The sequence below is a fragment of the Serratia sp. JSRIV001 genome, assembly GCF_019968745.1.
Taxonomy (GTDB): Bacteria; Pseudomonadota; Gammaproteobacteria; order Enterobacterales; family Enterobacteriaceae; genus Chania; species Chania fonticola_B.
On sequence record NZ_CP074147.1, the window covers coordinates 3,895,328 to 3,909,280 of the forward strand.

General features: G+C 53.3%; 12 protein-coding genes. 5 read left to right on the plus strand and 7 right to left on the minus strand.

The genetic code is table 11. The features are described from left to right. Positions 1-310: 310 nt before the first annotated feature. From nrdA to KGP17_RS18130, 4 genes are all read left to right on the plus strand, one after another. The gene (gene nrdA / locus KGP17_RS18115; protein ID WP_021178494.1) at positions 311-2,599 is read left to right on the plus strand and encodes a class 1a ribonucleoside-diphosphate reductase subunit alpha; all 2,289 of its coding nucleotides are present in this window, start codon (positions 311-313) and stop codon (positions 2,597-2,599) included. 71 nt (positions 2,600-2,670) lie between these two features. Then, positions 2,671-3,801: a class Ia ribonucleoside-diphosphate reductase subunit beta gene (gene nrdB, locus KGP17_RS18120; protein WP_021805959.1), complete on the plus strand. Its 1,131-nt coding sequence runs from the start codon at positions 2,671-2,673 to the stop codon at positions 3,799-3,801. Then, positions 3,802-4,062, plus strand: a complete 261-nt coding sequence (gene yfaE / locus KGP17_RS18125; RefSeq protein WP_021805960.1) for a class I ribonucleotide reductase maintenance protein YfaE — start codon at positions 3,802-3,804, stop codon at positions 4,060-4,062. A gap of 404 nt (positions 4,063-4,466) precedes the next feature. Next, positions 4,467-4,613, plus strand: coding sequence for a hypothetical protein (locus KGP17_RS18130; protein WP_223498109.1), 147 nt, complete (start codon positions 4,467-4,469; stop codon positions 4,611-4,613). 64 nt (positions 4,614-4,677) lie between these two features. On the opposite strand, the gene KGP17_RS18135 is transcribed toward KGP17_RS18130, so the two are convergent. The 7 genes from KGP17_RS18135 to KGP17_RS18165 all read right to left on the minus strand — a co-directional run bounded on the left by KGP17_RS18135 (position 4,678) and on the right by KGP17_RS18165 (position 12,593). Then, the gene (locus KGP17_RS18135; protein WP_179247770.1) at positions 4,678-5,376 is read right to left on the minus strand and encodes a DUF1120 domain-containing protein; all 699 of its coding nucleotides are present in this window, start codon (positions 5,374-5,376) and stop codon (positions 4,678-4,680) included. Positions 5,377-5,526: 150 nt separating this feature from the next. Next, the gene (locus KGP17_RS18140; RefSeq protein ID WP_223498110.1) at positions 5,527-6,081 is read right to left on the minus strand and encodes a hypothetical protein; all 555 of its coding nucleotides are present in this window, start codon (positions 6,079-6,081) and stop codon (positions 5,527-5,529) included. Positions 6,082-6,102: 21 nt separating this feature from the next. Further along, complete coding sequence (locus tag KGP17_RS18145; RefSeq protein WP_245398316.1) at positions 6,103-8,457, minus strand: fimbrial biogenesis usher protein; 2,355 nt, start codon at positions 8,455-8,457, stop codon at positions 6,103-6,105. A gap of 95 nt (positions 8,458-8,552) precedes the next feature. Further along, positions 8,553-9,242 (minus strand): fimbria/pilus chaperone family protein, encoded by a 690-nt coding sequence (locus KGP17_RS18150; RefSeq protein WP_223498112.1) that lies wholly within the window; start codon positions 9,240-9,242, stop codon positions 8,553-8,555. A 201-nt stretch (positions 9,243-9,443) separates the two neighbouring features. After that, entirely contained in the window at positions 9,444-10,142 is a 699-nt protein-coding gene (locus KGP17_RS18155; protein ID WP_223498113.1) for a DUF1120 domain-containing protein, read from the minus strand. 543 nt (positions 10,143-10,685) lie between these two features. Then, positions 10,686-11,882: a nicotinamide mononucleotide deamidase-related protein YfaY gene (locus tag KGP17_RS18160; RefSeq protein ID WP_021805969.1), complete on the minus strand. Its 1,197-nt coding sequence runs from the start codon at positions 11,880-11,882 to the stop codon at positions 10,686-10,688. 123 nt (positions 11,883-12,005) lie between these two features. After that, positions 12,006-12,593: a TetR/AcrR family transcriptional regulator gene (locus KGP17_RS18165; RefSeq protein WP_115158188.1), complete on the minus strand. Its 588-nt coding sequence runs from the start codon at positions 12,591-12,593 to the stop codon at positions 12,006-12,008. Between the two features lie 136 nt (positions 12,594-12,729). Between KGP17_RS18165 and KGP17_RS18170 the strand changes: the two genes are divergently transcribed. Next, positions 12,730-13,932, plus strand: coding sequence for an MFS transporter (locus KGP17_RS18170; RefSeq protein WP_223498114.1), 1,203 nt, complete (start codon positions 12,730-12,732; stop codon positions 13,930-13,932). Positions 13,933-13,953: the final 21 nt, after the last annotated feature.

Here is a 13,953-nt window from a genome sequence, read left to right on the forward strand (position 1 = left end):
AGCAGATCAATATGCGGTTTTTTTCTAACGTTTAATAAAGCGGCAAACAATCGGGGTTTTCACAAAATCAGCAAAATCTCATCGTGCTTATTGACAACCTTGCCACCCCAGATAGGGCGCGCACTAGGAACAATTGGTAACATTTCACCCCCAAGTTATCCACAAGATCGGCAGGTTTTGTTCACTTGCAAACCCACCGTTTTATCACTATCTTGTTACCTCACCGACATACACCCCCTATATATAGTGTTTACATACTGAGCAGAGCGACTACACTTTCTGCTTAGGGGAATCTCACGGACAGGTAAAAATGAACCAAAGCCTACTTGTAACTAAACGCGATGGCAGTAAAGAGCGCATCAACCTCGACAAAATCCACCGAGTCATCGACTGGGCCGCGGAAGGTTTAAACAACGTCTCGGTCTCTCAAGTAGAGTTACGTTCACATATTCAGTTTTATGACGGCATCAAAACCGCCGATATTCATGAAACCATCATCAAGGCTGCAGCCGATCTGATCTCCCGTGACGCACCGGACTATCAGTATCTGGCCGCTCGCCTCGCCATCTTCCATCTGCGTAAAAAAGCTTACGGTCAGTTTGAGCCGCCGAAGCTGCTCGACCACGTTGCACGCATGGTGGAAATGGGCAAATACGATAAACATCTGCTGGAAGACTACACCACTGAAGAGTTCGAGCAGATGGACTCCTTTATCGATCACTGGCGTGATATGAACTTCTCCTACGCTGCCGTGAAGCAGTTGGAAGGGAAATATCTGGTGCAGAACCGCGTTAGCGGCGAGATCTACGAGAGCGCCCAGTTCCTGTATATCCTGGTTGCCGCGTGCCTGTTCTCCAACTATCCGCGCGCCACCCGTCTGGACTACGTCAAACGTTTCTATGACGCGATCTCCACCTTCAAGATTTCACTGCCTACGCCGATCATGTCTGGCGTGCGCACCCCAACCCGCCAATTCAGCTCTTGCGTGCTGATCGAGTGTGGTGACAGCCTGGATTCCATTAACGCCACCTCCAGCGCCATTGTGAAATACGTTTCACAGCGTGCCGGTATCGGTATCAATGCTGGCCGTATCCGTGCCTTGGGTAGCCCAATTCGTGGCGGTGAAGCCTTCCACACCGGCTGTATCCCGTTCTACAAGCACTTCCAGACCGCAGTAAAATCCTGCTCTCAGGGCGGTGTGCGTGGTGGTGCAGCAACGCTGTTCTACCCAATGTGGCATCTGGAAGTGGAAAGCCTGCTGGTGCTGAAAAACAACCGTGGGGTTGAAGGCAACCGCGTCCGTCACATGGACTACGGCGTACAGCTCAACCGCCTGATGTATCAGCGCCTGATCAAGAATGAAGACATCACCCTGTTCAGCCCGTCTGACGTCCCAGGGCTGTACGACGCGTTCTTCGCCGATCAGGACGAGTTCGAACGTCTGTACACCCTGTATGAGAAAGACAGTAGCATTCGCCAGCAGCGCGTGAGAGCGGTAGAGCTGTTCTCACTGATGATGCAGGAACGTGCTTCTACTGGCCGTATCTACATCCAGAACGTCGACCACTGCAACACCCACAGCCCGTTCGATCCGCAGATCGCCCCGGTACGCCAGTCAAACCTGTGTCTGGAAATCGCTTTGCCGACCAAACCGCTGGATGACGTTAACGACGAAAACGGTGAAATCGCGCTGTGTACGCTGTCAGCCTTCAACCTGGGTGCGATTGAGAGCCTGGACGATCTGGAAGAGCTGGCTACGCTAGCCGTGCGTGCGCTCGACGCCCTGCTGGATTATCAGGATTACCCTATCAAAGCCGCTCACCGTGGCGCGATGGGCCGCCGTACTCTGGGTATCGGTGTGATCAACTTCGCCTATTACCTGGCGAAGAACGGCGTACGTTATTCCGACGGCAGCGCCAACAACCTGACCCACAGAACCTTCGAAGCGATCCAGTACTACCTGCTGAAAGCCTCGAACCGTCTGGCTCAGGAGCAAGGGGCTTGCCCGTGGTTCAATGAAACCACCTATGCGCAAGGCATCCTGCCAATCGATACTTACAAGAAAGATTTAGACGCGATCTGTAGCGAACCGCTGCATTACGACTGGGAAACGCTGCGTAAAGAGATCAAAGAGACCGGCCTGCGCAACTCAACGCTGTCTGCCTTGATGCCGTCGGAAACCTCGTCGCAGATCTCCAATGCCACCAACGGCATTGAGCCACCACGCGGCCACATCAGTATCAAAGCGTCCAAAGACGGTATTCTGCGCCAGGTCGTTCCTGAGTATGAACGTCTGAAAAATGACTACGAACTGCTGTGGGAATTACCGAATAACGACGGTTACCTGCAACTGGTTGGCCTGATGCAGAAATTTATCGATCAGTCGATCTCGGCGAACACCAACTATGACCCAACCCGTTTCCCGGGTGGCAAGGTGCCGATGAAGCAGCTGTTGAAAGATCTGCTCACCACCTACAAGTTTGGTGTCAAAACGCTGTATTATCAGAACACCCGCGACGGTGCAGATGATATCCAGGAAGACATGCAGCCTGCTCAGGGCGGCGATGACGACTGTGAAGGCGGCGCCTGCAAGATCTAACGTTTGACACAGCGGGCCGGAACTCTTCCGGCCCCTTTAATTTTCAGCTCGGCACTAATGGATCCAAGCTCATGGCTTACACTACTTTTTCTCAAAACAAAAACAACCAGTTGCTTGAGCCGATGTTCTTCGGCCAGTCGGTCAACGTGGCGCGTTTCGACCAGCAAAAACATGAAATCTTCGAAAAGCTGATCGAAAAGCAGCTCTCCTTCTTCTGGCGTCCGGAAGAGGTTGACGTGGCACGCGATCGTATCGACTATCAAGCGCTGCCGGAACACGAGAAGCACATCTTCATCAGCAACCTGAAGTATCAGACGCTGCTGGACTCCATTCAGGGCCGTAGCCCTAACGTGGCATTTCTGCCGCTGATCTCCATTCCGGAGCTGGAAACCTGGGTCGAAACCTGGTCATTCTCAGAGACCATTCACTCGCGTTCCTACACCCATATCATTCGTAACATCGTTAACGATCCGTCGGTGGTGTTTGACGATATCGTCACCAACGAGGAGATCCTCAAGCGGGCAAAAGATATCTCCGGCTACTACGACGATCTGATCGAAATGACCAGTTACTATCATCTACTGGGTGAAGGCACGCATCAGGTCAATGGTAAAACGGTGACCGTTAACCTGCGCGCCATCAAAAAGCAGCTGTATCTGTGCCTGATGAGCGTCAACGCACTAGAGGCCATTCGTTTCTACGTTAGCTTCGCCTGTTCGTTTGCTTTCGCCGAGCGTGAGCTGATGGAAGGCAACGCCAAAATCATCAAGCTGATCGCCCGCGACGAAGCCCTGCACCTGACCGGTACGCAACATATCCTGAACCTGATGCGCTCAGGCGCCGATGACCCAGAGATGGCCGAAATCGCCGTGGAATGCCAGCAAGAGTGTTATGACCTGTTCGTCCTGGCGGCACAGCAAGAGAAAGAGTGGGCCGAATATCTGTTCCGTGACGGCTCCATGATTGGCCTGAACAAAGACATCCTGTGCCAGTATGTGGAATACATTACCAATATCCGCATGCAGGCCGTCGGCCTGGGTTCACCGTTCCCTACCCGCTCCAACCCAATCCCGTGGATCAACGCCTGGCTGGTGTCGGATAACGTGCAGGTGGCTCCGCAGGAAGTTGAAGTCAGCTCTTACCTGGTCGGCCAGATTGACTCTGAAGTCAACGCCGACGACCTGAGTGATTTCGAGCTGTAAGTGGCGGCACCAACCATCACGCTGCGTGCCACCGGTACGCAGCTCTCCTGCCCCGAAGGTGAGAAGTGCCTGCTCGACGTGCTGGAACTGCATGAGGTGGAGGTGGAATACCAATGCCGCTCCGGCTATTGCGGTGCCTGCCGAGTGAAATTACTGAAGGGTGAGGTCGCTTACCACCAGCAGCCGTTGGCATTTATCAATCACGGCGAGATCCTGCCCTGCTGCTGCATGCCCGCCATGGATATCGAATTAGAAATTTAACCACGCAAAATAATCTTCAAACACTGGGATACCCTAAGAATTTCAAGTTGCAGCTAGGCGGCAAAGGTGTGAATCCCCAGGAGCTTACGTTTAGTAAGTGACTGGGGTGAGCACCTGCAGCCAACAACGCTGCAGCTTGAAAGGCGACGGGTATCAATACCAAAACCGTAATGCATACAGTTAGTAACGCGTAGAGCGCATGTTTTTTATACATGGCTTGCCTCCTTGCTGTGAAGGGGCTACCATAACGGTGTCTAGGCGTTATTGGTTGCCCCATTCTGAGTTAACGTCAGTTTGGGGCTTTCAACTTTCCGCCTTGCCACACAATGCCCAAGACGAAAAGTCTCAAGCACCCGCAAAGAGTGTAACAACACAATCCCACAGCGAATACCCCTTATATTATTATGATCCATAAGGGATATATCATCGCCATCAACAAGTTTCTCTACGGTAATGTCGACCATTCCCAGCACACCGCTTCTGCCGCAAACCTGGCCGCCATTCAGCCAACGACTCAGCAAATCCAGCACCAGGACACTACCGATGCTTAACGTAAACGCAAGCTATGGTGGGCTCATTGTCTGGCAGACAACCGCCAGACAATACTCCTAGGGTTTACAGGTAGTGCAGGCTTAGAGTGGTGTTAGTGTTAAAGTTGACAACGTCTTTCAGCTCCTCCACGACTTTAACGTTAAGTGCCGCAGAGACCGTTATAACACCAGAGATATTAGTGGCTTCCTGTGGTGCGTTGTCTTTCCCCCAACCATGGAACCCGGATCCATCCTGATACATCAAATGCTCGGCGGTGCCAGAAACCGCGCTCCAGCTACTGCCGCCATTTTTGGAGGAGATAAGCTCGGCATCTTTGCTATCCAGGGTGGCACTTGCCAGCATCACGGTAAAATAGCCGATGTCTTCACCCTCAAGCGCCCCTAGGGATGCAAGCTGCCCGGGTTCAGCACGCAGCGCTTTGTCGGTATCACTGAGGTAGCTAACAACGCCCATCGTGGGGGTGCCAGAAACAGGGGTATCCGCCTGTGCAGATAGTGCCACTTTGGCTGCCGATTTACATTGAATATTAAAACCAACAGGCTTGTAGCCTAATTGATAGGCATTTTGATTTTTAGTTTGTTCTTGCAGCTCGTTTTTTTTCAAATTACCGAAGTCAACAGAACCATCAACAGAGATGGCACACGCAGAAGGAAATACCGCCCCCTTCACCGTAATTTGAGCCGTTTCCGCCGCCATCGCAGTCAAAGAACTCGCAGAAGTAGCGATGGCAAGGGTCAGAACTGTAATTTTAAACATATTCATTTAAGTACCATTTTTCAGATTAACTAACATTAACCATCCCTAGACTGGATACTTCTTCCATAACAAAAACAGAGGCAATACCGGCACAGCATGCAGTGCCCCTCCGCTGTGAACCCATTGGGGTTTGTCAGCAGCCTCAGGCGATATCGACTATTGCCGCGCTTCAAACCTCACTTGGCCGCTCATCTCCGTCAGATCGCGGATCCGGCCCTCATCCCCTGCGGCGGGAAAATCCAGGCGCAGTTGCACTATCAGCAAATGAGTCTCCTTCTCGACGGCCCCTGCTGCGAGCGTGGTCAGCTGGCTGCCAGGAGACAGCAGTACCGATGAACCCGACGATAGCTGCCTTTCCCCCTGCAGCGCAGAACTCAGCCTCAGCCCTGTGTCACTACCGTCATACTGCGCAGCCAGCAGCGACAGTGTCATTCTGCCCGCAGTGCCAAAGCGAAAGTGTTGCCCCCCCTCATCCGGCGTGCCATCAATCAGCAACGTGATCGGCCCCGTCCCCACACACTCAGCGGCGACAGTCATCTCTTGCTGGGTAAACAACGTTCCTGCATTGGCAACATGGATCTGTTTGCCCAGCTGGATCTCGGGGCGTGATACCACCACCTGACAGTTCTGTGCCATAGCGTCTGGAGTGACAAGCCACAGCACAGTGATGAGGCTCAATCCCCGGATTAATGTGATAACCTTCTGTTTCACACGCCCACCCTGGTTCTACGGTTAACTGCATTGTGCGCTGACATTTTCATAGGCCTCCCCCTTTAGCGCCTTTTCCGGTACGGAATAATGCAGACTGCATTGCTGCTCCTGCCAACGCGCCATCAGCGGGCGTTTATCGTTCAGGTCGGTGAGGAACACCGTGCCTGCATCTACCGCAGTGGTCACATAACTACCGTCTTGCGCAATAATGGCGCTGCCTTTTGGCAACGGCGATCCATCCATCAGCTTCACCGTCAACAACCCGTTGCGCGTCTGCTGCAAAAGAAAATGAGTATTGGTCACCGCCCCGTGCCCCGCCACAACTTGCCGCAAGCCATTGCTGACATCGGTATTTTCCGGCAATTGTTCCGTGTTCAACTCTATCCGGCCTGCAGCGTAAGCTGGCAACCCAGGAACCACCGCCTTACCCCGCCAGTCAGTCCATACTTTTCCCCGTGGGGTGTTGATTTCTACCCCACTGACCGCAGGCTCCACCGCCACGACCCCAAAGGTGTCGTTAATCTTATGCGGTGAGAACACCACTCCTTCCTGATGGGCTACGATGCCGCCAGATAAAGTGCCGGAGTAGTTGCGGGTATGATCGGTCGCAGCGTAACCATATAACCCGCCAGTGGTGTAGTGCAGGTTGCCGTTCAGGCTGCCTGACAGGCTGGTATCGTGTTGCTGTTTCATACTGTGCTCTGTCGCCAATGACCAGTTGCTGTTTTCCGTCAGGACACCGCTCGTTTGCATGCCCACGGCCGCTGAATCTGGGGTATGACGATAATGGCTACCGATCACTTGCCCACCCAGTGGAAAACTGAGGTTAACAAACAGGCTATCGCGGTCGGTATTGCGGCACCGATAAGATGCGTGGCAGTTTCGTAAACTCCGGCTCTGGCGCTGCCAGTTCACCGAGGCGTTTACAAAACCAAAATTGCGGTTCCAGGTGGCCATCATGCGCCGAGAATCCCCGCCATTATCCCCTTGACGGGTCTGGCTGGCAGAGAGCGAAATATGGCCCAGTGTCTTTTGGTACCAATTCATCCGCAGACCTGCACTGGCGCGGCTATAAGGGCTATCAGTGAGGGAAACCGAGTCCGTCAGTTCCCGATAGCCGGGAGAATATAGGGTGATGTCACCACCAAATCCGAGATTCAGTGGAGCTTGCCAGTTCACCGAAGCCGTGCTCTTTGCCCCCTGTCGGTCATGGTTGCGATCCTGGCTCAGCGCGGCGGATAGGCCTACAGAGACTTCTTGGCGCGGACTGACGGTGATCCCCACACCGCTGCCCAGATAGCCAGAGGCGATAATTGACCCGCCCTCCAGCAATACCCGCTGGGAAATCGCCCGCCCATCAGACAGGCTGGCCACCCAGGGCCGCTCATAGCTCTGGCCGACGCCGTCCGCACGCAGGCGTCCCAGCGCCAAAGACCAGGTTTCAGGAGCCTTTGGTACCAAACTGCGAAACGATGCCGCAGTGATGGTGTAAGCCTCCTCCTGCCCGCTCGGGGTTATCACCGTGAGTTGCAGGTCACTAGTGGAATTCAGCACAGGGAGTTCCGTTAGCGTAAAGGGACCCGCGGGCACCAGCGTGGAATAAATCAGGATACCGCTTTGACGGACTTCCACCCGTGATTGGTCTGCCCGGGCAATACCGCGCACCTGTGTCCCTTCTCCCTGGCTGCTCAGCGCAGACTGTGGGATCAGTTGCATCCCATCGATGGACGCACCGGACAGGAGATTATTGGAAAAGTTGATTTGCCCGGCCTGCAATAATTGCTTGCTATCCACCAGGGTTTTCTGTGCGTATACATACGCATTGTCGAAGGTAAATCCACCGGCGCTGCTCTGGCGCAGGTTATGCGCACCGCGCACCATCCAGTCACCCGCGTTAAAACCGCTTTCCAGATTCAGGTAGCTGTTGCTTGAATGGTTACCGTAGGAGGAAAAATAGGAACGGTAAGCGGAATAGTTCAGCAAACCAGCCGTGCCACCTTGCTGGAAATGCGCCAGGTCATTTGCCTTCTCTACCGCTTCCGGTGGCACCACAATATGTACTTCTTGAGTGGCGGGAAGTAGGGAGACCGTCGCGGTCGGCCAGACGTCGATAAGTTGCGGACAGGTATCTGCGTCCGCACTCTCCTGCCGCAGTGGCGGCTCCAATCGGATACCGGCAGACGCAAAAAAGGCTTCATCCGCACACATTTCACCACTGTGACCAAATGCCAGTCTCTGCATACCTCGGTAGGCGCCATTGACCTCTAGCTCCACTTCGGTAATACCAGGCGTAAAGCGCGCCCCTTGTGCAAAGTAGGCAGCAGTAGACGGATCGATACCCAACGCCTTCAGCCGACTTTCACTAAAGCTGCTCAATTTGGCCCCTTCTGCTGGTACGGGTCCCCCCCAGCAAACCAGTAAAATGGCTGAGATCAGTAATGAATGGCGGGTTGTCTTCATGGTATGAGTAATTATTTGCCGCTCAGAGGGGCAGTTTGTACACCTACACCAAACCCGTAACGAGTAACGGGGGAGAGCTCCACCTGCTGCTGGCTACTGAGACGAGGACTGGCAGGTGCGGTGACCATCAGGGTTTCGCCAGGCAGGATATAGCTCTTGTTCAGAGACAGCATATTACCTGCGGGTTGAAGTTTGACCTGCGGGGTCAAGCGCACCACATGGCGGCCAGTGTTGGTGACTTTCAGGCGGTTTGCGCTAACGGACCAGTCCAGATCGCTCCACATATCGCGTTTAGCACTCAGCCCCTTTGGCACAATAATCACCGGAAGATCCTGACGCACGCTAACGGACACTTGGCTGTTATCCGTAGTCCGTTCAGTCACGCCTTCAAAATATACGCGCTTGATATGTTCGCTCTGCAATGGAGTATTGCTGTTCAACACAAAGCGTACGCGTTGAGACTGGCCTGGCTCCAAACGAGCCACAGGCTGGGTCACAATCAAGCGAGGAGTTGGATCGTCAGGTAACTCGACGATTCTGGTATACAACAGCACCGGAACTTTTTCCGTATTTTTAACATTAATGCTGCCCCCCTTCTGTGCCTCGTCAATAATGACCGCCGAAGATTCAGGTAATACGCCAGATGCGTGCGACTGAGTAGCGAAAATGGATAACGCGACCAGTAATAAACTGCACAACACCCAATCTGATTTTAAATTTTCACTCCCATAATAAGACCGGGCAATCACTAATAACTTATTGGAGATTATTCGCCTAACGGAAGTAAAATAAGCGAGCAGTTGACAGCGCATGACAAACACACCTTATAGAAAACAGTATTGATAAAATAACAGCGGGTAAACATTGTCTGGCAGGCAACTGCCAGACAAAACCACGAGGGTTTACAGGTACTGTAGGCTTAGGGTTGTGCTGCTGTTAAAGTTAAGGACTTCTTTCATGTCATCGATAAAACGAGCATCAATGGCAGCAGAGATATTGATAACACCAGAGATATTGGTTGCTTCCTGTGGGGTATTGTCTTTCCCCCAACTATAAAATGCAGAGCCATCCTGATACATCACATGCTCATCTGCACCAGAGACCGCTTGCCAATCATTGCCGTTATCTTGGGAAAAAATCAGCTCGGAGTTTTTGTCATCCAAATTTGCACTTACCAGCGCCGTGGTAAAATAGCCAATGTCATGCCCCTCAATCACGCCCAGATTGCCCAAGTGTTCGGTTTTGGTACGGGACGTTTTTTCAGTCTCATTAACGTAGCTCACAACACCCATAGTGCTCGAGCCCGAGGGTGGAATATCCGCCTGTGTAGATAACGCCACTTTTGCTGCTGAGTTGCATTGAATATCAAAATTAACGGGCTTATAGCCTAGCTGGTAAGCATTAAGCACTTTGCTTTTCTCTTTCAGTCCATTTTCGGTCAAATTGCCGAAGTCTGCCGAGCCAGCAACAGAGATCGAACATGCGGTAGGAACGATGGACCCTTTCACCATAATTTGGGCCGTTTCCGCTGCCATCACAGGAAGGGAAACGGCAGAAGTAGCCAGAATAAGGGGCAGCGTTGTCATTTTAAACAATTTCATTTAAATACCATTCTTAAGATCAACCAACCTTGACCATCCCTATCTCGGATACTTCCTCCATGAAAAACCAACAAACAGAAATCTAATTCCAATTTTTTGGATTTATTTGAAATAAAAAGCTGCAATAAAAATGAGGGGCAGAATGGTAAATCACCCACGCTGGCTTTTGGAAGACATAAATCCAAGTAAATTTCTGTCGTTTGATAGGCAATAACTATAAATAATAAAAAGTTAATAACAAAACGTAAATAATTAACTTATAATTTTTAATTAATATTGATAATCAATAAGATACCTGTGTATTTACCAAAAAACACACGCACAATAATAAAACAAAAAAGCAACAATTCATCGGGGATATATCAGCGCTATCAACCCGTTTCTCTCTGGTAATAGCGACTATTCCCCGCTAGCCGTTGCTCGGCGATAGGGGCGCCAGTGAAGATTTGCAGAAATGGAAGGGATCGCACATGTTCGACCGTAGGGGACCGCCCGCTTTACTGCATGAGGCCCCTTACGTTTTGAACCTGCTGAGGAATGTTTCTACTCGATAATTTCCACAATTTCCAGCCAGCCGTTTTTGCCGCAAACCTGGCCGCCATTCAGCCAACGGCGCAGCATATCCAGCGCCAGCATCGCGACCGACTCCTGACGTAAACGCAGACCATGACGTGATGCACGATAGCTCACCGTCTGGCCAATACCGCCTTTTGGCGTATGCAGGGCAACGCTGACACGATCCCCTGCCATGGCGCTAACCGCCAACGCCAACTGCGCACCGGTGAGCTGCGCCAAAGACTGGGCACGCGCCAGCACCGTTGCCAATGTCTCGGAGCAATGTGCCGGTAACAGTTCGCCACCGGCCAGCGGGGCCCCTTCGCTCTGCAACTGCAGGTTGATTAGCCCGGCGGTAAATTGCTCGCTCAGCGCCAACGTCAAGTTTTGCTGCAGTAAGCGTTGCGTCAGCTCTGCCGGTAGCCCAGCCGTACCTTCAAAAATCGTATTGTCACCCGCAACCTGTCGCACTCGCTGCCAGGCTTGTTCCATCGCGGCGCGCTGAGCCTGTGGACCGGTCAACTTCAATTCAATAATCGGGCTGGAAGAGCGATAGCCCAGTACGACACCCGGCGGCAAAGGCATGCCGTCCAGTTCAGCAGCCAAGTCGCTTTCCGAAGTCCCGAAGGTGGTAAGGCGAAGACACAATGGCGGCTCAGGCAGAGTAAAACCCTGGCGCAGGCGTGGCAGGATCTGCTCTTCTACCATCACTTTAAATTCGGAAGGCACACCCGGCGTAAAGAACATCCGGCACTTATTCAGCGTTAAGGCGAAGCCGCAGGCGGTACCAACGCGGTTATCCAGCATTTCCGCATTAGCCGGGATCTGCGCCTGTTTACGGTTTGAAGCCGCCATTGGGCGGCCGCGTTCCGCAAAGTAGGCTTCCATACGGGCGATCCATTCGGGATGTTCGACCAGCTCGGTATCGCAAGCCTTTGCTGCCGCTAACGCGCTGAGATCGTCGCTGGTTGGCCCCAGACCTCCGTTGACGATCAGCACGTCGGCAATATGGCTACGCTCCTGCAGGATTTCGATCAGCGAAGAAAGGCTATCCCCCACCGTTTCGCGTCCGCTCATCGGCAAGCCTTGCTGGAACAGGTAATCTGCCAGCCAGGCAGCGTTGGTATCAATAATTTGCCCATGCAGCACCTCATCACCAGTGCTGAGCATCTCCACCCTTAACATTGACCTCTCCCTTTATGTTCAGATCCCACCACTATAGAAGCCTGTAACCAACTTTTCACCAAATAGCTGCGGCTAATAGTGCTACAGGCAGGGGGAGCAGTATGAACAGGGAGTTTCGTTAACTTATGATTTGGTCAACAATCCTCGCAGCAATAGCTCCAGCGCGCCAACACTTCCCGCCAGCCGCGTATTGCCGTCATCACCGTCCGCGATCCAGAACGCAGCCTCAGCCAAGCTACCGTAGATCAGCGATGCTAGCGCCTGGGGATCGACCTTAGCGACGATACCTTGTTGGATAAGGTTGTCTATCAGCCGCCGCATCGACTCAACACAATGGCGTTGCGAGTCCGGCGAAGCTCCGCCCAGCACCGCCCTGGCGTCGCGAAGCACGATGCGCTGGAATTCCGGCTCCAGCGCCATATCCAGATAGGCACGACAACGGCTGAGGAAACCTTCCCACGCATCTTCGGCGGTGTCGGAGATGAGTTGTAGGCGCGCATCCATCTCGGCGTCGATTTGTTCCACCACTGCCGTCAGCAACCCTTTCTTGTCACCAAAGTGATGATAAAGCGCACCACGGGTCAAGCCCGCCTGCGCGGTGAGTTCATCCATCGAGGTCTCGGCGTAGCCGTGCTCTCTGAAGACGTTACGGGCAGTTACCAACAATGTGGCACGGGTTTCTTCCATTTCTGCGCGGGTGCGGCGAGCCATTGATGTTCCCCTTTAGATACGTTACGTATGTTTATTTACATACACTCCGTATGAATATACACTCCTATTCATACGTGCCGTATGTATTATCACCGCGCTATGCCACTAAGGCAAGCGACGCCCCCTGGAGACTGAGATGGCTAACCCTTATAGAGAACTGTTCACCGCTCCCGGCACCAAGAGCTTAGCTCTGGCCGGAATGCTGGCACGGCTCCCGCTGTCGATGACTGGCATCGGCATCATCACGATGTTGTCACAGCTGCGTGGCAGCTTCGCTCTGGCCGGAGCCGTATCCGCCACCTTCGTGCTGGCCTACGCTCTGCTATCGCCACAGATATCTCGCTTGATGGATCGCCACGGACAGAGCCGAGTACTGCCAGCTGCGACGGCCATCAGCGTCATCGGGATACTGCTTCTACTCGCCAGTTCCTGGTGGCTGGCACCCGACTGGACTTTGTTCGCAGGTGCCTTACTGGCCGGTTTTATGCCCAGCATGTCGGCGGTAGCGCGGGCACGCTGGACAGCTATCTACCAGGGCCAACCGCGCTTACAGACGGCCTATTCACTTGAGACAGTGCTCGATGAAGTCACCTTCATCACCGGGCCGCCGCTGTCAGTTGGCCTGTCCGTAGCGCTATTTCCACAAGCTGGCCCATTAGCGGCGGCGATACTTCTCCCAATAGGAGTGCTGGCCCTGATCGCACAGCGCAGCACCGAACCGTTGGTCAAAACACATGACGCTACTTCGGGCCTGCCAGGATCTGTCATCAAATTGACGAGCGTGCGATTGCTGGCACTGCTGATGATGGCGATGGGTATCATCGTCGGCACTGTTGATATCGTCAGCGTGGCCTTCGCCGAGCAACTGGGGCAACCCGCGGCGGCCAGTCTGGTTCTATCTGCCTATGCCGTAGGATCATGCCTGTCAGGTCTGCTGTTTGGCGCACTCAAGTTACCTATCCCATTATCCCGCCTGCTGTTGCTGGGTGGGCTGGCGACAGCTGTGACAACGCTGCCCCTGCTGCTGGCAGGCAACATTGCCACATTAGCCACTGTGGTGTTCGTAGCAGGTCTGTTTTTCGCGCCAACGATGATCGTGGCAATGTCGCTTATCGAACGCCAGGTACCGAAGCGCCAATTGACGGAAGGCATGACCTGGCTGCTGGCCGCTCTAAATGTCGGGGTTGCGCTGGGAGCAGCCGTATCCGGCCAGGTTGTTAATGAAAGCGGTGCGCGTGCTGGATTTGTTATAGCCCTGTGCGCGGGCGCTTTGGTGCTGTTGGTCGCTCTTTGGGGGAGTCAGCGCCTGCGTGACTCATCCGTACCCAATGCCGCGTGATATGGGCACTACCTGTTTTCC